Annotated in this window: 23 protein-coding genes; 7 read left to right on the forward strand and 16 right to left on the reverse strand. The window is 71.0% G+C overall.

Annotation, left to right across the window (positions count from 1 at the left end; genetic code table 11):
• Positions 1-507 precede the first annotated feature (507 nt).
• The 3 genes from GQ466_RS09720 to GQ466_RS09730 are packed head-to-tail and all read left to right on the forward strand — an operon-like array spanning position 508 to position 2,830.
• On the forward strand, positions 508-1,548 hold the full coding sequence (locus GQ466_RS09720; protein ID WP_161102561.1) for a nucleotide-binding protein: 1,041 nt from the start codon (positions 508-510) through the stop codon (positions 1,546-1,548).
• Positions 1,545-1,868, forward strand: a complete 324-nt coding sequence (locus GQ466_RS09725) for a hypothetical protein (protein ID WP_161102562.1) — start codon at positions 1,545-1,547, stop codon at positions 1,866-1,868. Before GQ466_RS09720 ends, GQ466_RS09725 begins: the two co-directional genes overlap by 4 nt.
• Entirely contained in the window at positions 1,865-2,830 is a 966-nt protein-coding gene (locus tag GQ466_RS09730; RefSeq protein ID WP_161102563.1) for a DUF6177 family protein, read from the forward strand. Before GQ466_RS09725 ends, GQ466_RS09730 begins: the two co-directional genes overlap by 4 nt.
• A gap of 221 nt (positions 2,831-3,051) precedes the next feature.
• On the opposite strand, the gene GQ466_RS09735 is transcribed toward GQ466_RS09730, so the two are convergent.
• From GQ466_RS09735 to eccD, 13 genes are all read right to left on the reverse strand, one after another.
• On the reverse strand, positions 3,052-3,312 hold the full coding sequence (locus GQ466_RS09735) for a hypothetical protein (RefSeq protein WP_161102564.1): 261 nt from the start codon (positions 3,310-3,312) through the stop codon (positions 3,052-3,054).
• Positions 3,305-3,547, reverse strand: coding sequence for a hypothetical protein (locus GQ466_RS09740; RefSeq protein ID WP_161102565.1), 243 nt, complete (start codon positions 3,545-3,547; stop codon positions 3,305-3,307). The genes GQ466_RS09735 and GQ466_RS09740 overlap by 8 nt, the downstream gene beginning before the upstream one ends.
• Before the next feature lie 66 nt (positions 3,548-3,613).
• The gene (locus GQ466_RS09745) at positions 3,614-4,300 is read right to left on the reverse strand and encodes a hypothetical protein (RefSeq protein ID WP_161102566.1); all 687 of its coding nucleotides are present in this window, start codon (positions 4,298-4,300) and stop codon (positions 3,614-3,616) included.
• 101 nt (positions 4,301-4,401) lie between these two features.
• Positions 4,402-5,349, reverse strand: a complete 948-nt coding sequence (locus GQ466_RS09750) for a hypothetical protein (RefSeq protein ID WP_161102567.1) — start codon at positions 5,347-5,349, stop codon at positions 4,402-4,404.
• Positions 5,330-5,674, reverse strand: coding sequence for a DUF6317 family protein (locus GQ466_RS09755; RefSeq protein WP_161102568.1), 345 nt, complete (start codon positions 5,672-5,674; stop codon positions 5,330-5,332). Before GQ466_RS09755 ends, GQ466_RS09750 begins: the two co-directional genes overlap by 20 nt.
• Before the next feature lie 52 nt (positions 5,675-5,726).
• The gene (locus GQ466_RS09760; RefSeq protein ID WP_161102569.1) at positions 5,727-6,167 is read right to left on the reverse strand and encodes a hypothetical protein; all 441 of its coding nucleotides are present in this window, start codon (positions 6,165-6,167) and stop codon (positions 5,727-5,729) included.
• 49 nt (positions 6,168-6,216) lie between these two features.
• Positions 6,217-7,389: a S8 family serine peptidase gene (locus tag GQ466_RS09765; RefSeq protein ID WP_161102570.1), complete on the reverse strand. Its 1,173-nt coding sequence runs from the start codon at positions 7,387-7,389 to the stop codon at positions 6,217-6,219.
• A gap of 29 nt (positions 7,390-7,418) precedes the next feature.
• Positions 7,419-8,786, reverse strand: a complete 1,368-nt coding sequence (locus tag GQ466_RS09770; RefSeq protein ID WP_161102571.1) for a hypothetical protein — start codon at positions 8,784-8,786, stop codon at positions 7,419-7,421.
• 25 nt (positions 8,787-8,811) lie between these two features.
• Entirely contained in the window at positions 8,812-9,213 is a 402-nt protein-coding gene (locus GQ466_RS09775) for a hypothetical protein (RefSeq protein ID WP_161102572.1), read from the reverse strand.
• Positions 9,204-9,494 (reverse strand): WXG100 family type VII secretion target, encoded by a 291-nt coding sequence (locus GQ466_RS09780; RefSeq protein ID WP_161102573.1) that lies wholly within the window; start codon positions 9,492-9,494, stop codon positions 9,204-9,206. The genes GQ466_RS09775 and GQ466_RS09780 overlap by 10 nt, the downstream gene beginning before the upstream one ends.
• A gap of 27 nt (positions 9,495-9,521) precedes the next feature.
• Positions 9,522-9,836, reverse strand: coding sequence for a WXG100 family type VII secretion target (locus tag GQ466_RS09785; protein WP_161102574.1), 315 nt, complete (start codon positions 9,834-9,836; stop codon positions 9,522-9,524).
• Positions 9,837-10,045: 209 nt separating this feature from the next.
• Positions 10,046-11,422: a type VII secretion protein EccB gene (gene eccB / locus GQ466_RS09790; protein ID WP_161102575.1), complete on the reverse strand. Its 1,377-nt coding sequence runs from the start codon at positions 11,420-11,422 to the stop codon at positions 10,046-10,048.
• Complete coding sequence (gene eccD, locus GQ466_RS09795; protein ID WP_161102576.1) at positions 11,422-12,813, reverse strand: type VII secretion integral membrane protein EccD; 1,392 nt, start codon at positions 12,811-12,813, stop codon at positions 11,422-11,424. Before eccD ends, eccB begins: the two co-directional genes overlap by 1 nt.
• A gap of 170 nt (positions 12,814-12,983) precedes the next feature.
• Between eccD and eccCa the strand changes: the two genes are divergently transcribed.
• Positions 12,984-16,949, forward strand: a complete 3,966-nt coding sequence (gene eccCa / locus GQ466_RS09800; RefSeq protein ID WP_161102577.1) for a type VII secretion protein EccCa — start codon at positions 12,984-12,986, stop codon at positions 16,947-16,949.
• A gap of 4 nt (positions 16,950-16,953) precedes the next feature.
• Here the strand turns inward: eccCa and GQ466_RS09805 are convergent, their stop codons facing one another.
• On the reverse strand, positions 16,954-18,000 hold the full coding sequence (locus tag GQ466_RS09805) for a S8 family serine peptidase (RefSeq protein WP_161102578.1): 1,047 nt from the start codon (positions 17,998-18,000) through the stop codon (positions 16,954-16,956).
• Between the two features lie 464 nt (positions 18,001-18,464).
• On the opposite strand from GQ466_RS09805, the gene GQ466_RS09810 reads away from it, so the two are divergent.
• A complete protein-coding gene (locus GQ466_RS09810; RefSeq protein WP_161102579.1) occupies positions 18,465-18,638 on the forward strand; it encodes a hypothetical protein in 174 nt (57 codons plus the stop codon).
• Positions 18,639-18,788: 150 nt separating this feature from the next.
• Positions 18,789-20,585, forward strand: a complete 1,797-nt coding sequence (locus tag GQ466_RS31400; RefSeq protein WP_337193404.1) for a serine/threonine protein kinase — start codon at positions 18,789-18,791, stop codon at positions 20,583-20,585.
• 48 nt (positions 20,586-20,633) lie between these two features.
• Here GQ466_RS31400 and GQ466_RS09820 read toward each other — a convergent pair whose 3' ends face one another.
• Complete coding sequence (locus tag GQ466_RS09820; RefSeq protein WP_161102580.1) at positions 20,634-20,930, reverse strand: DUF397 domain-containing protein; 297 nt, start codon at positions 20,928-20,930, stop codon at positions 20,634-20,636.
• A complete protein-coding gene (locus GQ466_RS09825) occupies positions 20,927-21,748 on the reverse strand; it encodes a helix-turn-helix domain-containing protein (protein ID WP_161103796.1) in 822 nt (273 codons plus the stop codon). The genes GQ466_RS09820 and GQ466_RS09825 overlap by 4 nt, the downstream gene beginning before the upstream one ends.
• Positions 21,749-22,101: 353 nt before the next feature.
• Between GQ466_RS09825 and GQ466_RS09830 the strand changes: the two genes are divergently transcribed.
• A complete protein-coding gene (locus tag GQ466_RS09830; protein ID WP_337193405.1) occupies positions 22,102-22,638 on the forward strand; it encodes an ATP-binding protein in 537 nt (178 codons plus the stop codon).
• Positions 22,639-22,703: the final 65 nt, after the last annotated feature.

A 22,703-nucleotide genomic window follows, 5' to 3' on the forward strand; every position in this document is an offset into this window, starting at 1 on the left:
CCCCCGCCCCCCGCCGAACCGCCAACCGCCACGGCACCACCCGCCGCGCCCAGAGCCGTCGCGTCCGGGACCGCGCAACCGGCTGGCAAGCCGCCAGCCGCCGAACTACCACCCGCCGCGCCAGCATTCGCCGCACCACCGACCGCCGCCGAACCGCCAGCCGCTGCAGCACCACCCGCCGCGCCCGGAGCCGCCACGCCCGGGACCACCGCGCCACCGGCTGACGAGCCGCCGACCTACGAGCTGCCAGCCGCCCCGTCGACACCCGCCACGCCGAGGATCACCGCGCCGCCGGCCGCCGAAGCACCGCCCACCGAACCACCGGCCGCTGTGCCGCCATTCGCCGCACCACCGCGCGCCGCGTCATCACCCGACGCGTCCGGGGCCACCGCGCCACCAGTCGGCAAGCCAGTCACCGCCCGGCCGGCAGTTGCTTCGCCACCGCCCGGCGCAATGCCACCCGCGTCCGGGACCGCCGCGCCACCGCCTGCCGAACCGCCCGCCGCTGTGCCGCCATTCGCCTCGCCACCGCGCGCCGCGTCGCCACCCGCCGCGTCCGGGTCCTCCGCGCCACCGCTCACCACGCCGCCGGCCGACGAGCCACCGGTCGCCGCGCCGCCGGCTTCCGCGCCGTCGGCCGCCGCGCCCTACTCGGCGGAGGAGTTCGCCGTCCGCAACCCGCACGGCGACCCGGTGCTCCGCCGGTTCGGCCGGGGGATGCGGCGCAGCGTCGGAGCCGCCGCCGCGCGGGAGGCGCGGGAGACGGCCGCGCTCGTCGCCCAGCTCGGCGCGCCGGTGGCGTCGTGCCGGCGGATCGCGGTGACGAGCATCCGCGGCGGCGCGGGCAAGTCCACGATCGCCGCGCTCATCGCCGGAACCCTCTGCCGGCACCGCCGGGACCGCGTGGTCGCCCTCGACGCCGACCCCGGCGCGGGATCGCTGGCGCTGCGGCTCGGCGCCCGCGGCGACCGCTCGCTGCGCGACCTCGCCGCCGCGCGTCCGCGCACCTGGGACGAGGCGGCCGTCCACCTCACGCGGACCGACGAGAATCTCTGGGTGCTGCCCGCCGCGCCGCCGGGCCGCGTCGGCGACGACCTCGACCGCGCGACGTACGCGACGGGCGCCGGGGTGCTGGGCCGCTACTTCGCCGCGTCCGTCATCGACTGCGGCGCCGGCCTCGGCACGGACCTGCACCACGCCGTCCTCAGTGACGCGCACGCGCAGATCTTCGTCGTCCCGGGCACCGGCGACGGGGCCGTCAGCGCCCACGCCGCGCTGGACTGGTTCGCGCGGAGCGGTCACGGCCCGCTGCTGTCGCGGACGGTCATCGCGCTCGTCGCGCGCACCCCGTACGGCGACGCCGACCTCGGCAAAGCCCGCGAGGTGCTGGGCCGGGGCGGCGCACCGGTCATCGAGGTCCCCTACGACCGGCACCTCGCGGCGGGCATCGCGATCACACCCGACCACGTGTCCGCGAGCGTCCTGGACGCCGTCACGGAGATCACCGCCGAGGCGTTCGGCCGGTCGCTCTGGGGGGACGCGTCGTGAGCCGCGAATGGGTCGTCCTCACCCGCGACCGGCCCGACCTCACCGACCTGCCCGCCCTCCTCGGCGACGACCTCACCGCCGAAGCGGGCTGCGTCTTCGACACCGGCGACCGCCTGCTCGTCCGGCTCACCGCTCCGGTCCTCGTGCCCGTCCCGGGCGAGACCGAACGCCTCCTCGGCATCTCCTTCGCGTGCCCGGCCTGGTGGACCGAGATCCGCTCCGCCGCCGGAATCGACGCCGCCGAGAAGGCCGCCCGGCGCTGCGCCGACGGCCTGGCACAACGCCACTCCGGCACGGTCTGGAGCGGGGGCGCCCCATGACCGCGGGCGCGGACGTCCGCACGGCGCGCGCCGCGGTCCTCCTGACGGACCGTCCCGTCATCGCGCTCACCGCCGACCTGGCGGCCGACCTCGCCGCGTGCGCCGCGTCGGGCCGAGTGCTCCAGATCGTCTCCGCACCGCACAGCCGGATGACCCTGGCGCTGCGCTCGTCCATGGACGGCCGCCACGCCCAGTGGATCGTCGCCGACGCGACCGGCTACTACGAGGGCACGACAGGCCGTCCGATGCAATGGACCGGCGAGGCGTTCACCCCACTCCCCGACGCCGACGACTACGCGTCCCCTTTCGTCACCCCGCCGCGCATTCCGCTAGGAACCCACCTCGTCCTGACGTACCAGACGACCCACACCCCCGGCGCCCTGCTCGGCGGGCCGGTGGAGCGATTGACGACCTTGCTGACGGGAGCCGAGCCCGTCGGCTGGGGTGCGACCGAACCGCTGACACACCTCTGGTCGCAGGCCGACCTAACAGACTTCGCGGACGCTGCTCTCCAGCAAGGGCGAACAACCCGGCTCATCGTCCGAGGCGCAGGTCGCCGCACCCTCATGGCGTCGATCACCGTGACAGCGCACCCGACCATCCCCGGCGGCCTGGCCGAGTCAACCGTCGTGACCGCCGGCCACGAGCCTCACGACCCACCGCCGCTGGCCCATCTACCGCAACTAGTCGACCTGCTCGTCAAAGCGCACCCGATCGCATCACTGGTCGCGAGCCTGCGACCCGGAGCACCGGACCTCACGACCGAACCCCGCTGGACGGGAACGGCGTCACCTCTAGGACTGGCCGTCAATGGCGACCGCGAACCTCCGGCGAACTTCACCGCGACCCGTCTCGGCACCCCACACGCACCCGTGACCTGGTTCCCGCTAGGCGACGGCCAGAACCCCGAAGACTGGCACCGTCACAAGGAACTCCTCACCCGCCTTCACCCGATACGTTAACCGCACCCGCCTCACCCAACAGCACGCCGAACGCAGTTCCTCGCTAGCCAATTACAGCTTGTTCGTAGGCAGACTCGCCTCATTAACCGAACGCCAGGAACAAGCACGGAGCGACAACCGTACTCAACGATCTCAATGAAACGCGGCGGTCCGGCCGACCATGCCCCGCCCGGACGCCCGGCTGCCCCACGACCACTCAACCGCTCACGGCGACCAGGCGACTAGAATTCCGTCTTCGCCCGCCGCCCATTAGCAAGCACCCGCACAAGAGCCGCGACGGCAACGACGAGGCAACCGAACGCTACAACCAGCGCGGTCGCGCTGTCATGGATGACACGAAACGCGATCATCATGACAGCCATCGATAGGTTAACGACTCCGAACGGCTTGCGCGGCCGGTCGAAACCTTTGGATCCGACCAGATTCCCGATGCCCGAGGAAATCAAGAACAAGACGAGTAGCACAAGAATCTGATCACGCACCCTGACGCTCCTTCCAAAAAATCAACGGATGGCCACCCCCGGTTCCGCCGTCGCCGAGAAGAACATCATACTTGATCTGCAAGCCGGTTCCGGCCAGGCCGATTTCTTCTCCCTGGCCATCAACAGAGGACCAGGAGCAGGACAAGGTTCGCCGGAACTCCTTCGCTTCCTCGGCAATCCCGCCCGGCTCTACTCGAATAACGTCCACAGCGTTACTAATGGATTGGGTATCCACGACTTCACAGGGATTGGGCGCGAATCCCCTGGCGCAGGGGACCGATTTCTACGCTAGTTCGCAGTGTTATACCCGAAGTTGCGAAAGGTTTTTTGCCAAATCAGAAGCGACACGCCACGACCGGTTTTCCAGTTCCTTCAACAACGCACTTCCATCGCCGTCCGGCCTGCTTGCGGACGCCGATACTTCGACCAGGACGTTGGCCACGCGAAAAACCACTATTGCGTCCACGAGCTGCGAGTTCTTCTGCAAAGACCGCACGGCCCGGTCTCCGAGCTTGACGTCGACCCAGTGCGCCGAACGGTCCCGGCGCCATTTGTCGAAATCTTCGACCGCGAAAGTTGTCGCCGTTTTCCCGGTCACAGCACCGTGCAGCCGAAGACTAATCTTCGTAAGCGCGCCATCACCGAAAGATCGGTCGGCGAATACCGTGCACACCCAACGGTCGATTGCATTATCGATCGGCATATGATCACACTGAAAATCCGCGCTACCGAATTTTGCATCTCGGCGCACATCAGGTGAAAGAAGTCCACGCGGGTCTGACACGAGTGAAATCTCACCCGCACGAAACCCGGATAGTTTGGTCCCGCGCAGGGGCGTGGCCGGCGACTGCAGTGGATGAGTTGGAGTGCTCTTCGTTTCAGCTCGGCCCGACGAGCATCCGGCCGACGTTCCCAGCACAACGGCGACCACAGCGCTAATTACACGCGATGACACACCATGGCGCACACCAAAGACCATTTTGGCCATTCCTAACGCTTCTCACCAGAGGGTCGGTAGGCGTCTTACCTGGCAACTATCCGCGAACCGAACGAGACTAGAGCCATCATTTCACGACCTTTTCCCCGTAGCTAGTTCAGCCAGTTCTCCGCCAACCCACTAATTGTTGAAACGGCGGATCCAACCTCCGAGATCGACGTGCCATACTTTTCCAATGCCGGGACACTTCCGATAAGGTCGCCGACCTCCTGCGCCCCACCACCGATCTTTTTCATTTTCTCGAGGGTATCGGCAAGGCCGACGCCAGACCCATCGAGCTTCTTCTGCTGATCCTCCGCCTGTTTCACCAGCCTGTCCATTATTGGTTTGTATTTTTTCATCTGATCCGTGTTCAGCAAACCTTTCGACTCTAGCGCATTCGATATGTTCTGACCGCGGAAGTACTTGATGACCTCACTGAACGTTGCCTCTACCACGGCGAGCTCAGCGGCCGCTTCGGCCCGGATCGATTCGGCCTGCTTCCAGCACTCTCGGAACAACTTGTCGAACTCGTCGAGCTTACCGACGTACTCGACGTGCCCAGGACCGGTTTTCGGCGCTCCGGGAACCTTGAATTCGTAGAAGCGGTCGTCTGCGACGAAGTATCCCTGCTCGAAACCGATCGACAGGCTTTCGCTCAGCCGACTCTCGAGTTGCGCCAGCTTATGCACGACATCACTTACCACCTCTGCGATGACCTGTGCCATTTTGCAGACGCTCGCGATCATATAAGCGTCCTGGCCATAAGCCCGGCGGAACATCGAAGCCGACTCTCCGTACCAGCCGCGATGACCACTGATGAGCCGATTGATCTCTTTGGCCAGATTCTGCGTCATTGGGCTGACGGCTTCGATGTACCTACCCATCTGATTGACCAAGTCGAAAAGCCCCGCGTAGTCGACGCCCAGATAATTCGTCCAATGCGGGGCAAGTGGACCCTGCGTCGGCGCAGTCGCCGTCGGCGGCATGTGCAGCAACGCGGGGGGCGGGTCTGGATTAGGGCCCATCGGGGTCTCCCGTTCAGTTTCGTTCGCCGTCACCGAACTTTGGCATATCGGTCGGCGAGGTAATAACGGTCAGCACGTCCTGGAATATTGCCGCAATCGAATGGCGCTGACCATCGTTATATTTTTCCGCGACGAGTTTCAGCTTTTCGCCGTGTTGCCACGTCGCATCGGCGATCATCGAGTGCAGCAGATTGAGCATTTGCAAAGTAGTGCCGAGAATATTGTCGAGTTCGCCACCACCCGTCGAAGGACGTTCGAATCCGTTCGCCGGCAAGCTGCCCTTGTACTCAACAGCAGTATTTTTGAATTTTTCACCGCCGTAGACCAACTGATCGATCGTGACCTGGAAACCTGTCATTTGCGCCCGCCCTCTCGCACATTAGTGGGCGGCACCACCGGCGCTGCTCGCTTCACCTACGAAGCGTCGGATCCACGATCAGCGGAGCGCGTGCCGCTACTTGCCGAATCAGATCAATGATATCGATTTCTACCCGCTGCTGGTTTGTTCCCAGCGCTTCGATGAGCAACTGCTCATCGGTGTACACCGGCAGCACGGCAGTACCGCTTGAGTGCTCCCTGAGCTGGAACTCGACCGCGCGCCGACCATCCCAGTGCGAATCCGCCACCTCTTGAATGGGGACGAACACGATCACCTCTGGTTTCGCGACGAACTGGGCGTGCTGATCGTCCGGCTGAGCAATCGCGCCATCCTCGGGTACGGCTATCGCCGACTCGACCGAAGCCGCGTTCTGAGCCGCGAGCCGATCACCGATCTCCGCTGCAGAGGTGGGAGGGTCGGCGATCTTCGTGTTCAGCAGGCTGCGCAAATGTTTTTTGGACTCATCTTCCATGTGATCGCTCCCTTGCCGTCTACTCCGTGTCCGTCCCAACGCGCGATCATTAGCTTCGTCTTCGCACGGTGAAAAGGAACCCAAGGAGGGCGACAGCTGCTATAGCCAACCCTCCGATCAGACCGATGAGCAGGCCAGGGCTTCCCTTCGGCTTCTCGGCTGAGGTGTTGGGGGCAGCGGGCAGGGCGGTCTGCTGGTTTGCTTGTTGCGGTGCTTTTCCTGCCGAGAGGTCGTCGATGCGCTTGTAGACGGGGTTGGGAGTGTTGCCGGGGATTTTTTCCGTCAGGGCGCGGTAGGGGACCACGGCGCCGTAACCGGTGAATTTGTCCCAGCCTTTCGGGCCTACGTCCCTGGTCGTGGCGAGGAGTCGGCGGACGATCTCTCGGGCCGGCATTTTCGGGTAGCGGGAGCGCATCACCGCCACGACTCCCGCGGTGAGTGCGCTCGCCTGACTCGTTCCGTTCGCCTTCGCCGTGAACGCCCCGCGTCGTCCGATCGAGCCGACGTCGGCCGCAGGTCCCGCCACCACGACGTTGGCACCCGCCGACGAATCCTTCCAGACGTTGAGATACGCGTCGAGTCCGGCGACCGCCACGACGCCGACGCAGTTGGCCGGTTCGCCGAGAGTCGCGTTGTCCGGGCCGTCGTTTCCTGTGCTCGCGACGACTACCACATCGTTCTTCAGCGCATAGTCGACACCACTTTGCGTGGCTTCTGTGCAGTATGCGAATTGCTGGGCCAGCGACATGTTGATGACTTTCGCGCCGTGGTCCACGGCATAACGGATCGCCGTACCGAGCAGCACGCCCTTATAAATCGAGAGAATCTTGGACTCCGGCGCGACACCCACCATTCCCGAGCCCCGACCCTGACCGACGATGAGGGCGGCCATGCCGGTTCCGTGACCACCCTTCTCGGTATCGTGATCAACCGAGTCGTCGACCACGCCGTCCGCCGTGATCCTCTTTCCGACGACCGAACCTCGCAGGTCGGGGAGGTCGGTCGATACGCCGGTGTCGATGAGCCCCACGGTGACACCCTTGCCGCGCGTCAAGGGCCACACCTTGTTCTCGATCTGCCAAGCTTCGAACCACCACTGCTCGGACCTTGGTCCCGGCAGTGCGGAAGCCGGCGGGGCGGCGGCCACGAGCAGCCCGCTGGCGGAGACGACGGCCAAGCACTGCCGCATGCGGATGGACTTGATCGAATACTCCTTCAGCACTCATCAGTCAGGGCGGCGGACACGTCTTCTCAGGCCTCACCGATGACCGGCGGTGCGACGGCCTCGTCCTGCCGCCATAGGTCGTCCTCGTCCTCCAACCAGATCGCGCGTTCGCTTCCGCCATCATCCGCGCTGCCGCGGCGACCGCCTGGTCCGCCGGAAATCGTGCCGCTCTCGATGGTGCCCGGGCGCGGTCGCGCATTCCCCGGCTCGCTGGCCGCGTTCTTGCCGATCACCTCGCCGGCCCCGGGCGAACGCATCGCACCCGGGAACTCCTCGGCGACAGGCGACGGGCCGAGCTTCTCGCGCGTGCCGCCGATGACTCCGCCGGACCGGAGCCCGCCCGATCCTCCGCCGGGCATCAGGCCGTTCCCCGGCCTGCCGCCCGGCCCTGGCACCGGTTCCGCAGGAAACTGCCGCGCCACCGACGGAGGCCGCAGCGTCGGCCTGCCGCCGACCGGTTCACCGGCGGACGGCAGACCGCCGGATCGCGGAGGCGTGATCCCGCCCACCAGCGGAGACAGGCCGGGTGTACCGCCGACAGGCCGGATGCCACCGGCGGAGCCGCCCGGGGTCAGCGTGAGCGGCGTGTCATTCCCCGGCGGCCCACCGCCCGGCCCACCAGGTCTGCTCCCTTCAAGGTCGGACGGGTTGCGCGGGCTCTGCCCTGACGGGTCCTCAGGCGTGGACGGCGCCCGGTGAGGCGTTTCCGGGCTGTTCGGATTCCCGCCGGAGTTTCGGGGAGCGTCTCGGTCACTCGAGGGGGTCGGTGATCCGCTGGGCTTTGTTGTCCGCGTTCCGCCCGGACCCGCCGTGGGCGAGGTCCCGCTCCGCGTCGGCGCGTCCCCGTTGAAACCGGCTTCGTTGGTCGACGCGCCGGTGGGTATTTCCAAACTGCCCGGAATCTCGTTGTAGGCGGAGACCAGGGACTCGTTCGTCCGGGCGAGATGTTCCTGGGCGGCTCGGTCGGCGGCGATCTGCTGCAATGGATCGAGGCGTGTTGATGGAAGCGTGCCGACCGGGGTGCTGACGGGGGGCGGCATCCCGGCGCGGCCCGTCATCAGCGCGGCGTGAGCCGCGTTCATCGCCGACCCGAAGTTCCGGCTCGCCGCGACGAGCGTGCTCGCGCCCGTGGTCAAGCCCCTGAGGTCCGCCGCGCTCAGTTCCTGGGACTCGGCCTCCCATACCGCGCTCAGTCGGCTCGCATGCTTGGGCAGGGAGCCTTCCGCCTGGGCGATCATCTGCGCGGCCTGGGCGTAGGCCTTGCTGAGACCGCTCAGCGAGTCGGCGTCCGCGCTTTTCAGGAACGACGCGATCTGTTCGTACCCGTACTGCGCGGGATTCCCCTCGCCCAGGTCACCGTGCCGGACGGGCTGCTCGAAGCCCTTGTGGCCCATCGGGCTCTCCTTCTCCGCTCGCGTCCTACCAGGGCTTCACATGGGCCGGCGGACGGTCATCACTGCCCGTCGTCTGCACTGCCGCAGTCGACAGCAGTTCGGCCTGGTCGAGGTTCGCGGCCGTCTGCTCGAGCTTGATCTTCGTCGCCTCGTAGGTTGCGCAGTATGCGTCGAGCGCGGCGATCATTCCCGCATGCGCGGTTCCTAGCTTCTGACCGAACTGGTGCGCGACGTCCCAGGCCCCGACCTGGCCGGGAGGCATCGCCTTGAGCAGTGCGAGTGCGGCGCGCAGATTCGCAAGATCGGCGTCCATCTCCTTGGCGACCTTGCGGATCTCGTTGCGGCGGGCCAGGACGGATCCGCCGGCGCGTGCGGGCGGCTTTTCCGGGGGAGCCATCGGGTTTCGTCCTTCTTTGTTCAGGTCCACATCGCGGTGTTGGCCTTCTCGGCGCCCAGGTGGATGTCGTGGGAGTCGCCGATGACCAGGCTCAGCTTGTTGGCGGCGGCCTGCATGCGGTCGGCGGCGCGGCGCCATTCGTCGGCCTTGCGCTGGTAGGCCGCGCGTGCTTCGCCGTCCCACTCCGACAGGTGGTTGCGGACCTGGGCGTCGAGTTGTTCCACGATGGACCGGTACTGCTGTGCCGCCTTCAGGAACTGCGCCTGGGCGTCCTTCATGCCGCCGAAGTTGACGAACGTCGTCTCGCTCATGTCGGTCTCCTCGTCGTTGGAGGGCGGTCAGCCGTTGATGGCGCCGCGAAGGCGGTTGACGGCCTCGATCCTGCGCTGTTCCGAGCCGTCGTACTTGACCTTGGTGTCGACCAGGCGCTGGTGGATCTCGTCCAGGTCCTTCTGGACCTTGGTGAATTCGCCCTCGAACAGGTTGTAGACCTGCGTGAACGCGTCGGCCGACTCGCCCTTCCACGCGCCCTGGAGTTGGGCGTGGTAGCCCGTGAGGCGGGTCTTGAGCTGGCCGATCTGCGCGTGGGCCTCCTCGATCTTTCCCGCCGCGGCCTGCATGTGCTGCCGATTGACGGACGACTGCTGCGACATCCTGCCTCCCGTGATCGCGATGACGTCACAGAACACCCGCGAGAGCCATCGTTCGGCCCGTTTAACGACACCCCGTGACAGCCGACAAGTCCGAGGTTAGATCAGACGATCTGGGTGGTCCATCGAATAGGCGAACCGCCGAACAGGGACTTTCGGCACAGAACGGTAAAATGTGCGTTCTACCAGCGGTGTCGCATGGAGTTCGGCAATCATCTGGCCGGAACCGGCCGCCGGGCCGCGTCCGATGCGAGCACCGGGCCGTCGCGGAATAGTTGCATCAGATTCGCCGGGACGGGCGCGGCGTCCGCCATCGAGTAGCCGAGTTTCGCCACGTCGGCGGCCGTCGCGACGGGATAGCGCACGCCCTGGTCGGTGATCAGCGCATAGGCCTGCGGACGGTGGCCCGGAAGGGCGAGCGTTCCGGCGAACGTTCCGCCGCCGGAGATCACCACCTGATCGAGACCGGCCGAAATCGAATTTCCGGTCATGGCCGGAAGGGTTGCGCCGACGGTGAATCGGGCATCCATCGACAATTTATCCGTTCCCCGGTAAACGACGCAGAGAGGTACCGACGACGCGTAACCGATCGGTCGGGGCGGGTCCTCGGGAAGGTCGTCGCTGTGCAGGTTCGTCCGGGACGGCCGCGCCGCGGCGACACCGGGCGGGATGACGCGCACCTGGCCGGGACCGTCCGGACGGGTTCCCGCCGCCTCCAGGAGCAGCCGGGCCTGTGTCTGGGAGATGCTGGACAGCCCGTCGCGGAGTTGCACGTACCAGCGCGCGGGGGTGCCGGCCACCGCCGCGACCTCGAACACCTGGCCCACCGGCGTGGGCGCGCCGTCCGGTCCCGGGGCGCGCGAGCCCCAACCGGGGACGGACGGTGCGGTGAAGTCCGGTCCCTGGGGAAGCCCGTTCAACCACCGGGCGTCCACGAGGACGGGTTCCTCCGCCGTGAGGGCGCGGGCGTCCTCGACGGAGATCCGCATCCGGCGGTCGTGCCACACCAGCCACGGTCGGCCGCCCGCGCGGACGAGCACCGCCTCGCCGTCGCTCAACCCGCGCCCCCCGACGTCCCGGCCGCCGACGAGGGAGACGACCGCGGCGCCGTTCGCGACCGTCCGCACGCACAGCGACCACGGCCCGCGGCCGAGCCGTGCGGGGTCCGGCAGGGACTCGGGCGCGCCTTCGATGCCGGTGAGCGGTCCGCGCGCGTACTTCGCCAGCGAGCGGGACGAGACCGAGCGGCGCTGAATCGACGCGTCCGGCATCGCCAGCCGCGCCGACGCATAGTTGACGAACGGGACCATCCGGCGCGTCTCGGCGCTGTAGGCGTAGCTGGCCCCGGTCTCCTTCTCGATGACGAGGACGCCGGGCCGTTCGAGTCCCCCGGCGCCGCCCTTGAAGATCAGTCCGGAGATCCCGAATCCGGCGGCGATGAGGACGGCGACCATGACGCCGCAGAGCGTCCCGACTCCGGTGCGGCGCAGCGGCGACTCGGCCGCGCTCGGCCGGCCTTGCAGGAGCGCGAGCGCGACGCGCTGCGTCGTCAGCCGGTACGCCTGGTAGAGGTCCTTGCGGGTCTGCATCAGCCGGCGAGCCCGCGCATCCGCGAGTACAGCCCCAGCAGGCCCACGGCCAGCGGGAACAGGCTGACGATCAACGTCATGTCGAGGATGTCGCCGGCCCGTCCCCAGAACGGGGACGGCTTGCGGACGGGCAGCCGTAGCGCCGTCACCGCCGCCACGGTCGCGGCGGCGAGGGCCGGGAGGACGACCGCGAGCAGCACCGTCCGGGGCGCGTGCGACCCCGCCGCGGCGAGGGCGAGCAGCACCGGACCGGCCGCGCCGGACCCGAGCAGCCAGAGCCGCTGCGGGCGCCGGACGAACACGCGGGCGCGCAGCAGCAGGACGGCGGAGACGCAGGCGCTCATCGTCGCGGGCATCCAGCCGTCCCCGGTCACGAGGAACGCCTGCGCGCCGAGGCAGACGAGGGCGACCGCCGCGACGAGCCCGGTGCCGAACCGGTCGGCCTCCCGGGTGCGGCGCAGCAGGGTGGGGCCGTCGAAGGTCTGGGCGTCGCGCAGTTCCTCGGCGGTCTCCGGGACCGGCGGCAGCGGCAGCCGCGCGAGCCGGAAGCTCATCGACGGGAGGAACGCGGTGAAGGCCAGGCAGACCGCCGCGAAGAGGGCGGCGGTGCCGCGGGCGTCCAGGCCCGCCCCCTGGACGAGCGCCGCCGCGATCGCGCCGAGCAGCGCGGTGAGCGCGCCGCCGAGGAACGCGGGGAGCCCGTCGACGACCGAGACGGCGCAGACCGCGGCGACGGCCGTGACGGCGGCGGACCCGGCGAGCAGGTGCGGCGCGCCCAACGAGGCGAGCCCGACCGGACGGGCGGGCGCCAGCAGGCCGCCGAGGAACGCGTACGGCAGGGCGGCCCAGCCGAGCACGGCCCCCGCCGCGGCGTCGCCGAGCGCGCGCGACAGGACGGCCGCGCCGACCGTCAGGGCGAGCGCAACGGCTCCCGCGACGGCGGCGGCCAGGCCCCACGGCGGTCCGGCCAGGGCGAGCGCGGCGGCCCCGGCGAGCAGGGCGACGGCGGTCCCGGCCAGGCCGACGCGGCGGGTCGTCTCGGGCCGCCAGCGGTCGGCGTACTCGTTGACGCCGGTCGCCACCACGTCCGCGACGTCGTCGAACGTGACCTCGGGAAGCTGGGCCAGTTCCGGCCGGAAATACAGCAGCTCGCCGTCCCGGACGCCGTGGTCGGAAAGGGAGCGCGACTCGTCCAGCGGCGGTTCGTCGAGGCGCTGCAGGATCCAGCTGGAATGGCGCAGCCCGCTGTCGGCCAAATCCGCGCCCGCGACCTGCAACAACGTCGGCAGCATGTGCGCGAGGGGAATGTCGGCGGGAAGGGAGAGGTCGATCCGGCGGTGCGGCGCGACGATCGCCACCCGGCACAGGTCCGACCCCGTCGTCGTGTACACGCGCTCTCCGGCCTCCCCTGGACATCACGCGATGACCGATCATTGCTTACCAGTCAGAACCGTCCCGCGCCACCTCGATGCGGGAATTCCCGCGGGCCGAACATTTTCCCGTGATCGCTCCCTAGAATGACGGGCCATTGAACGGTGTCGGCGGGCGGAAAGGAGCGACGGTGGGCCTCGTTGTCGTCCGGCGGCCGGAACGGCGCCCCCCGCCCCGGCTGCCCGAAGGCGAACTGGTGCTCGAACCGCCGCCCGAACTGCCGGAAACGATCGGCCAGGGTTTCGCGGGCGCGCTGATGTACGTCCCGATGGCGGCCAGCGGCGGCGCGATGGGCCTCATGTTCCTGGGCGGGGGCGGCTCGGGCGGCGGCAACCCGATCATGTGGGTGGCGAGCGGCCTGTTCGTCCTGTCGATGGTCGGGATGGGCTTCGGCCAGATGGGGCAGGGCGCGGGCGAGCGCAAGCAGCGGCTGAACGGCGCCCGCCGCGACTACTACCGCTACCTGGACCAGATGCGGGCGAAGGTCCGCACGGCCGCCGCGCAGCAGCGCGCGGCGCTGGAGTGGACGGGCCCGAACCCGAGGACGCTGTGGTCGGTCGCGATGAGCCACCGGCTGTGGGAGCGGCGCCCCGCCGACGAGGACTTCGGCCAGGTCCGGATCGGCCGCGGACGGCAGCGGCTCGCCCTGGAGCTGGTGGCGCCGGAGACCAAGCCGATCGAGGACCTGGAGCCGATGTGCGCCGGGGCGCTGCGCCGCTTCCTGTCGGCGCACGCGACCGTCCCGGACCTGCCCATCGCGGTGGCGCTGCCCGCGTTCGCGCGGCTGCTGCCCACCGGCGACCCGGACGCCGTGCGGGCGATGGTCCGCGCGCTCGTGGCGCAGCTCGTCACCTTCCACACGCCCGACGACGTGCGGCTCACGATCTGCACGGCGCCGGAGCGGATGCCGGACTGGGAGTGGGCGAAATGGCTGCCGCACTGCCTGCATCCGGGCGTCCACGACGCGGCCGGGCCGGTGCGGCTCGTCGGCCCGTCGCTGGCGGAGCTGGAGCGGCTCCTGGAGGACGAGCTGAAGGACCGTCCGCGCTTCTCCCCCGATCTCGACGCGCAGGACCTCCCGTTCCACGTCGTCGTCGTGGACGGCGGCGCCACCGCCGACGCGCAGATCGCGGCCGACGGCATCAAGGGCGTCTGCGTCATCGACCTCGACGGCCACTGCGCGCCGACGTCCGACGCGACGACGCTGCGGCTCCACGTCACGCCCGCCGGGCTGGAGATGCTGGAGCGCGACCACACCGGCAAGGACGTCGTGAGCCCGCTCGGCCGGGCGGACCGATTCGGCCCGGCGCAGGCCGAGGGCCTCGCGCTGCGCCTGGCCCCGCTGCGCGCCGGGGCGGCCGACGAGCCGGAGCAGAACGCGCTCGCCGGCGACCTGTCGCTGACGTCGCTGCTCGGCCTGCGCGGCGCGCACGAACTGGACGCGGACGTCGCGTGGCAGCCCCGTCCGCCGCGCAACCGGCTCCGCGTGCCGATCGGCGTGGACGCCGAGGGCCGGGCGATCGAGCTGGACATCAAGGAGTCGGCGCAGGGCGGGATGGGGCCGCACGGCCTGCTGATCGGCGCGACCGGGTCCGGCAAGTCCGAGCTGCTGCGGACGCTGGTGCTCGCGCTCGCCGCGACCCACTCCTCCGAGACGCTCAACTTCGTGCTGGTGGACTTCAAGGGCGGCGCGACGTTCCTCGGCATGGAGGGGCTGCGCCACGTGTCGGCGATCATCACCAACCTGGAGGAGGAGCTGCCGCTCGTCGACCGCATGTACGACGCGCTGCACGGCGAGATGATCCGGCGGCAGGAGCTGCTGCGCGCGGCGGGCAACTACGCCTCGCTGCGCGACTACGAGCGGGCGCGCGAGCAGGGCGCGTCGCTCACCCCGCTCCCGACGCTGTTCGTGGTGCTGGACGAGTTCTCCGAGCTGCTGTCGGCCAAGCCGGAGTTCGCCGACCTGTTCGTCATGATCGGGCGGCTCGGCCGGTCCCTCGGCGTGCATCTGCTGCTCGCGTCGCAGCGGCTGGAGGAGAGCAGGCTCCGGGGGCTGGACTCGCACCTGTCCTACCGGATCGGCCTGCGGACGTTCTCGGCGATGGAGTCGCGGGTGGTGCTCGGCGTTCCGGACGCGTACGAACTGCCGTCCCAGCCGGGCAACGGCTACCTGAAGGTCGACGTCAGCGACATGATCCGGTTCAAGGCCGCGTACGTGTCGGGGCCGGTGGGCGACGCGGCGCCGGTCCCGGACCGGGCGGGCGGCCCGGCCGCGCGGCGGCAGATCGTGCCGTACGGGACGGCGTACATCGCGCCGCCGCCGGTGGACGAGCCCGTCCGCGCGGCGCCGGAGACCCGGCCGGACGGGGAGACACTGTTCACCGCGCTCGTCGGGAGGCTCGCCGGCCGGGGACCGGCCGCGCACCGGATCTGGCTGCCGCCGCTCGACGTCCCGCCGACGGTGGACGCGCTGCTGCCCGCGCTGTCGGCGGCGCCCGGCCGCGGGCTGACCACCGCGGACTGGGCGGGGCGGGGTCGGCTGGCGGCCGTCGTCGGGATCATCGACCGGCCGTTCGACCAGCGGCGCGACCCGTTCTGGGTGGACCTGTCGGCGGCGGCCGGGCACGTCGGCATCGCGGGCGCGCCGCAGACGGGCAAGTCCACGATGCTGCGCTCGCTCATCGCCTCGCTGGCGCTGCTGCACACGCCCGAGGAGGTGCAGTTCTACTGCCTGGACTTCGGCGGCGGGACGCTCGGCCCGCTCGCCGGGCTCCCGCACGTCGGCGGCGTCGCCCACCGGCTGGACCCCGACCGCGTCCGGCGGACGGTCGCGGAGATGACGACGCTGCTGGAGCGCCGGGAACGGGAGTTCGCCGAGCACGGCGTCGACTCGATCGCGACGTACCGGCGGCTGCGGGCGTCCGGGGAGCTGCCGGGCGACGGCTTCGGCGACGTCTTCCTGGTCGTCGACGGATGGACGGCCTTCCGCCAGGAGTACGAGCGGCTCGAAGAGGTGATCACCGACCTGGCCGCGCGCGGGCTCGGCTTCGGGATCCACGTGGTCGCGACGGCCGGGCGCTGGTCGGAGTTCCGCATGGGCATCCGCGACCTGTTCGGCACCCGGCTGGAGCTGCGGCTCGGCGACCCCTACGAGTCGGAGATCGACCGGCGGCTCGCCGAGAACGTCCCGGCCGGGCGGCCCGGCCGCGGCCTGACCCGCGACGGGCTCCACTTCCTCGCCGCCCTGCCGCGCATCGACGGACGGGCCGGCGCCGACGACCTCGGCGCGGGCGTCGCCGCGATGGTCGAGGCGGTCGCGGCGGCGTGGGACGGGCCGGCGGCCCCGGCGGTCCGGCTGCTGCCCGACGTGCTGCCCGCGGCGCGGCTCGCCGACGTCCCGGCCGGGCGCTGGCAGGTGCCGGTCGGCATCGACGAGAACGCCCTGGCGCCCGTGACGCTGGACTTCGCCGCCGACCCGCACTTCGTCGTCGTCGGCGACACCGAGTGCGGCAAGTCGAACCTGCTGCGGCTGGTCGCCGAGGGGATCGTCGCGCGGCGCACCCCGGCCGAGGCCAAGCTGATCTTCGTCGACTACCGGCGGTCGCTGCTGGACACGGCCGACACCGACCACCGCGTCGGCTACGCGGCGTCGTCGTCGGCCGCCGCCGACCTGGTGGCCGACCTCGTCGACGCGCTCCACGACCGCCTGCCGCCCGCCGATCTGACTCCCGAGCAGTTGCGCGAGCGGTCGTGGTGGCAGGGCTCGGACGTGTTCGTCTTCGTGGACGACTACGACCTCGTCGCCACGTCGTCCAATCCCCTGCTGCCGTTGCTGGACCTGCTCCCGCAGGCCCGCGACATCGGCGTCCACCTCGTCCTCGCGCGGACGATGGGCGGGATGGGGCGCGCCCTGTACGACCCGGTCCTCCAGCGGCTGAAGGACATGGCCGTACCCGCGCTCATCATGTCGGGCAGCAAGGAGGAGGGGCCGCTGTTCGGGGAGGTCCGCGCGACGCCGTTGCCGCCGGGCCGGGGCACCCTCACCGGGCGGCGCACCGGGCCGCGCCTGGTGCAGACGGCGCTGCGGGACGGCTGAACGGTCAGGAACGGCCGCCGATCGTCCCGCCCTCGGCCGCGTCGGCGACGGGTTCCGCCGGGGGTCGCGCGACGGCGAGGTCCACCCGGCCGGGACGCCAGCCGCGCGCCCGGCCGCGCGGGACGACGACCCCGGCGAGCGCCGCGATTCCCGCGAGGCCGAGCGCGCCGCCCGCGACCGCGAGCGCGACCGTCCGGGTGCGCGCGTCCGGCCGGGCGGGCGCGGCGAACCGGGCCGGGCCGGGCGCCGGACGCGACGGGACGGGACCCGTCGCGGGCTCGCCGGGCAGCACGGCGGTGACGGCCTGCAGCGGGTCGATCATGCCCGCTCCGGTGCCGGGTCCGGCGGTGCCGTCGGCCGTGCGGACGATCCGGCGGACGACCTGCGCGGCGTCCAGCTCGGGGTGGCGGGCGCGGACGAGCACGGCGACGCCGGAGGCGAACGCGGCGGCGAAGCTCGTCCCGGTCGCCCGCGGGTTCCAGCCGCCGCCCGGCCAGGCGATCGGGACGTCCTTGCCGGGGGCGCCGACGTCCACGCGCGACCGCACGCTGGACGACGGGTCGCGCGTTCCGTCGGCGGTGAGCGACCCGACGGACAGGACGCCCGGATAGCTCGCGGGATACGCCGGCCCCTCGGATCCGCCCGGCCGGTCGACGTTCCCGGCCGCCGCGACCACGACCGCGTTCTTGGCGAGCGCGTAGTCGACGGCCCGCCGCAGCGCGGGCGCGTCCGCCGTGCGGATCGACACGTTGATCACGTCGGCGCCCAGGTCGGCGGCCCGGCGGATCGCGGCGGGCAGCCGGTCGCCGCCGCGGTCGTCGGTCTCGCCGTTCTGCTGTTTGACGATCAGCAGCCGGGCCGCCGGGGCGACGCCGCCGAGCGGGCTCCGGCGGTCGTGCAAAGTGCTCCCAGCGATGAGCGCGGCGACGCCCGTGCCGTGCCCGTAGCAGTCGCGCGCGCCGGTGCCGGTGAGGTCGACGGCGTCCGCGACGCGGCCCTTGAGCATCGGGTGGCCGGCGTCGGCGCCGCTGTCGACGACGGCGACCGTCACGCCGCCGCCCCGGGTCAGCGGCCAGACGCGGTCGAGGCCGAGGCGCCGCTGGGCCCAGGACTCACCGATCGTCCCCCGGTAGCCGCGGGCCGGATCGCAGGCCGGGGCGGGCGGTGGGGTGCGGCTCGGCCGGGGGGCGGGCTTCGTCGCGGAGGGGTGGGGTGAGGGGGCGGCGTCGGCCGTCCGTCCGACGGGGGCCGTTGCGGCGAGTGCGCATGCGAGGGCGACGACGCGTCTCGTCGCGCGGTTTCCGCCGTCGTAGCGCAGCGTTCTCTCCTCGTCCCGACATGCCTCACGACTGTGAGCAAGAGGAAGAGTAGGGACAGACCGGAGAAGAGGTCCACCGGTTCACCGGTACCGGCCGCCGCGGGTTGGGACGTTTCAAATCATATGCACGGGAATACATCTCGCGATCATGCCGTTGTGGCTGGTGACACCAACGGCCTGCACCGGGAGGTTCCCCCATGCCGAGCAGCATTCCGACGCGTCGCGAGTCCGGGCGCAAGCAGGTCAGGTCCCATTCGCTGCGCGCCCTCGCGGTCGCAGCGCGGATGGAACGGCAGCACGGGCACGCGGCCCCGCCGGGCGACCGCCGGACGGAGACGCCGCACGAGCGGCGCGCCGCCGACGCCGTCTGACCTGGACCTGACCTCCACAACCACGTTCACGGCCCCCGCAGGGCACTCCTTGCGGGGGCTTTTCGTGTTGTTCGTCCCGTTTCCGGTGCGTCCGGCCTGCCGGGGGCCACTAGTCTGGCCGGGACCCCGGTGACGATGGAAGTGAGCGGAGTGACGGACAGGACCATCCCCGACGCCCACCCGCTGCGCGCGGGCGACCCCGGGCGCCTGGGCGGCTACGAGGTGCTGGGACGGCTCGGCGAGGGCGGCCAGGGCGCCGTCTTCCTCGGCCGCCGCGCGGGCGCGACGACCGGCGGGCCCGACGACTACGTGGCCGTCAAGCTCCTGCACGCCGATCTCAGCGGGGACGACACGGCGCGGTCCCGGTTCGTCCGGGAGCTGGCGGTCGCCAAGCGGGTCGCGCGGTTCTGCACGGCGCAGGTCCTCGACGCCGACGTCGCGGGCGACCAGCCCTACATCGTCAGCGAGTACGTGCCCGGGCAGTCGCTGCACCGGGTCGTCCAGCAGGACGGGCCGCGCTCCGGCGGCGCCCTGGAACGCCTCGCGATCAGCACGCTGACCGCGCTCACCGCGATCCACCAGGCGGGGATCGTCCACCGCGACCTCAAGCCGCACAACGTGATGATGGGGCCCGACGGTCCCCGCGTCATCGACTTCGGCGTCGCGCGGGCGCTCGGCGCGGCCGGGGAGACCCAGAACGTCGGCACCCCCGCCTACATGGCGCCCGAGCACTTCACCGGCGCGCCGGTCGGCCCGGCCGCCGACATGTTCGCCTGGGGCACGACGATGGTGTTCGCGGCGAACGGGCGTCCGGCGTTCGGGAACGACGACCTGGCCGCCGTCATGCACCGCATCCTCACCGGCGAGCCGGACCTCGGCGTGCTGCCCGAGCCGCTGCGCTCGGTCGTCGCGGCGTGCCTGGCCAAGGAGCCGGAGCGGCGGCCGTCCGCGCGGGAGGCGCAGGAGCGGCTGGTCGGCGCGGCCAGCGGGAACGACGTGCCCGCACCGCCGCCGTTCCCGTTCGCGTCGCCGGAACCCGCCGACTGGCCGTCCGGTGCACCGGGCGGCGGCACGCCGGGCGGCGGCACGCCGGGAGGCAGCGCGGCGGGCGGCGGCACACCGGCCGGGGGCTTGGCGGCCGGAGGCTTGGCGGCCGGGGGCTTGGCGGCCGGGGGCTTGGCGTCCGGGGGGACGTTGCCGGGCGTGACGGACCCGGCGACGCGGCCGGGGCCGCCGGGGGCACCCGGGGTGCCGGGGCCGGGGCCGGTTCCGGCCACGGGTCCGGGACGGCGCGGGATCGCCCGGCTGGCCCCCGTCCTCGCGGGCGCGGCGGTCGCGGCGGTGCTCGCGGGCGGCGCCGTCTGGGCCGCGACCGCACGCGGCGGCGACGAGGGCGGGCCGGGCGCCGCCGCGTCCGAGGACGGGCAGGCCACCGGCGGCTCCGCGGCGACCGCGCCCGGCGCCGGACGCGCGACGACGCGTCCGACCGTCGCCGGACGCACCCCGAAGGCGCGGCCGAGCGACGCCCCGCCCACGCCGGACGGGAAGAAGCCCAAGCGCGATCCGGGCGGCAGGCCGACCGCGACGGCGACCGGGGGCGGCGGCGGTGGGTCGCGTCCGGCGCCCGAACCGCCCAACAAGTACACGGCGCGGCAGGCGTGCGGCTCCGGGTACGGCGTCCTGCGGACGATGGCCGTCTCCGGCGGCACCGCGTACCTGCTCTACAGCAGCGCGACGGGCAAGAACTGCGCGGTGACGATGAAGACGTCGAACGTCGGCAAGAAGTCGCCCGTCTCGGTGTGGCTGCAGAAGCAGGGCGGGAGCCAGGTCACCGACAGCGGGTCCTACGCCTGGTACGCGGGGCCGGTGTACGTGGCGGCGAAGAACGTCTGCGTCCGCTTCGGTGGCAACGGCAGGACGTCGAGCTGGGGCAACTGCGGTTCGTGAGCGGCGGGGTTTCCGCGGGCCGGGCCGACGGCCCGCGGACGGAGCGCGTCAGTTGTCGGCGTGCGCGATCAGATGGTCGAACTCGCCGTCCTTGGCGCCGAGGATGAGCGCCTCGATCTCGGGACGGGTGTAGATGAGGGCCGGGCCCTCGGGGTGGCGGGAGTTGCGCATCGCGATCCGGTCGCCGGGGAGTTCGGCGATCTCGACGCAGTTCCCCTGGGAGTTGCTGCGACGGGACTTGAGCCAGCGCGCGCCTTGCAGGTCGGCCGCGCAGACGCCGTCGCAGTCGGTGGGGACGGGTGGGATCCGGCCGCCGAGCGGACCGGTGTCGGACTGGAGCATCATGCCTCTCTGAGGAGATCACCGAGAAGCTCGACGGTGCGTTCCGGGGTCTCGCTGTCGACGCACAGGCGTTCCATCACCTGGAGGTACGTGTCGACGTCGTCGCGCTTGTCGAGGTACATCGCGCCGGTGAGGTTCTCGACGTAAACCACGTCCGGCAGGTCCTGCTCGGGAAAGCGCAGGATGGAGAAGGCGCCTCCTTCGGCGGCGTGCCCGCCGAAGCGGAACGGCATGATCTGGATGGTCACGTTGGGGAGCTTGGCCATCTTGATGAGATGCTCGAACTGGCCGCGCATCACTTCCGGGCCGCCGATGGGCCGGCGCAGCGCCCCTTCGTCCAGGACGGCCCACAGGCGCGGGGCGTCCGGGCCGGTCAGCCGTTCCTGCCGCTGGAGCCGCAGGTCGACGCGCTGCTCGATCTCGTGGTCCGCCGCGCCCGCGTTGCCCTGCCGGATGACGGCGCGCGCGTACCCCTCGGACTGCAGCAGTCCCGGTACGAACTGCAGTTCATAGGTACGGATCAGCGCCGCCGACTCTTCCAGGCCGACGTAGGTCTGGAACCAGCCCGGCAGGATGTCGCTGTAGCGGTGCCACCAGCCCGGGGTGTTGGCTTCGCGGGCCAGTTGCAGCAGCGAGGCGCGTTCGGCCTCGTCGCGGACCCCGTACAGGGTGAGCAGGTCGTCGACGTCGCGTTCTTTGAAGCTGACCCGGCCGAGCTCCAGACGGCTGATCTTCGACTCCGACGCGCGGATGACGTATCCGGCCTCCTGGCGGCTCACTCCCCGCGCCTCACGCAGGCGGCGGAGCTGTGAGCCGAGCAGGATCCTGCGGACCGTCGACCCGGTTCCCGACGTCTCTGGAGTCACGCCCAACCTCCCGGCTACATGGCGGACAGCGAACCTAGTGTGCCATTGCGCTCAGTGTCCTGGGGGCTCCTCTCTTCCGCCGCCCGCGCGCCCGGTCCGCCACCCTGTGGAAAACCAGATGCACGTGCATTGGGCCTTGCATTCGCACGCTACGATGCGCAGGATAACGCACGAGACTTCCGAGCTGCGGCTGCACAACGAGATCACTCTGCGGGGTCCGGGGAATGACGTCACGCCACGCGCACGACGACACGCGGTGGAGGGTGGGTTCCGTTGTGGGGCCGCCCGTGGAACCACAGGACCATGCCGTGTACTCACGTCCGATACCCGAGTCGTCCGACCTTCCCCCGGCCCTGGACGACGCGCTCGGCCGCCTCATCGACCCGGCCGGACCTGTTGAGACCTTCGTCGTTCTGCCCGAACCGGAATCGGTCACCGCGGCGCGCCATTTCACGTTGTCCCGGTTGGCCGCCTGGGGCGTGCCCGGAGTCGGGGACGACGTGGGGCTCGTCGTCTCCGAACTCGTCACCAACGCGCTGCGGCACAGCGGGGGCGTGCCGCAGTCGCCGGCCGGGCCCACGCCGCTGCGCTGGAGCGGCCGGCCCGGGCCGGCGGACCCGCTCGGGTCCGCGCCGCAGCCCATCCAGCTCCGGCTGCTGCGCCGCTTCCCCTGGCTGCTCTGCGGGATCGTCGACGCCAGCCCCGCCGCGCCCCGCCGCAAGGAACCCGACTACATCGCCGAGACCGGACGCGGACTGCACCTCGTCGAGTCGTTCGCGACCCGCTGGGGATGGCGCGGACTGCCCACCGGAAAGGTCGTCTGGGCCCTGTTCCACGCGCCCTGACCGGGACCGGCCGCGCGGCGGCGCGGGGAACGCGGACGGATAACCGTCCGTCCTCGGGGTACGGG

The organism is Actinomadura rayongensis (genome assembly GCF_009831215.1).
GTDB lineage: Bacteria > Actinomycetota > Actinomycetes > Streptosporangiales > Streptosporangiaceae > Spirillospora > Spirillospora rayongensis.

Coding starts and splice junctions, on each gene's coding strand:
- GQ466_RS09730 (WP_161102563.1), top strand. CDS start 1,865: ATGACCGCGGGCGCGGACGTCCGCACGGCGCGCGCCGCGGTCCTCCTG.
- GQ466_RS09820 (WP_161102580.1), bottom strand. CDS start 20,930: ATGATGCTCCAGTCCGACACCGGTCCGCTCGGCGGCCGGATCCCACCC.
- GQ466_RS09755 (WP_161102568.1), bottom strand. CDS start 5,674: ATGACAGGTTTCCAGGTCACGATCGATCAGTTGGTCTACGGCGGTGAA.
- GQ466_RS09780 (WP_161102573.1), bottom strand. CDS start 9,494: ATGAGCGAGACGACGTTCGTCAACTTCGGCGGCATGAAGGACGCCCAG.
- GQ466_RS09745 (WP_161102566.1), bottom strand. CDS start 4,300: ATGGCCAAAATGGTCTTTGGTGTGCGCCATGGTGTGTCATCGCGTGTA.
- GQ466_RS09810 (WP_161102579.1), top strand. CDS start 18,465: ATGCCGAGCAGCATTCCGACGCGTCGCGAGTCCGGGCGCAAGCAGGTC.
- GQ466_RS09785 (WP_161102574.1), bottom strand. CDS start 9,836: ATGTCGCAGCAGTCGTCCGTCAATCGGCAGCACATGCAGGCCGCGGCG.
- GQ466_RS09760 (WP_161102569.1), bottom strand. CDS start 6,167: ATGGAAGATGAGTCCAAAAAACATTTGCGCAGCCTGCTGAACACGAAG.
- GQ466_RS09770 (WP_161102571.1), bottom strand. CDS start 8,786: ATGGGCCACAAGGGCTTCGAGCAGCCCGTCCGGCACGGTGACCTGGGC.
- eccB (WP_161102575.1), bottom strand. CDS start 11,422: ATGCAGACCCGCAAGGACCTCTACCAGGCGTACCGGCTGACGACGCAG.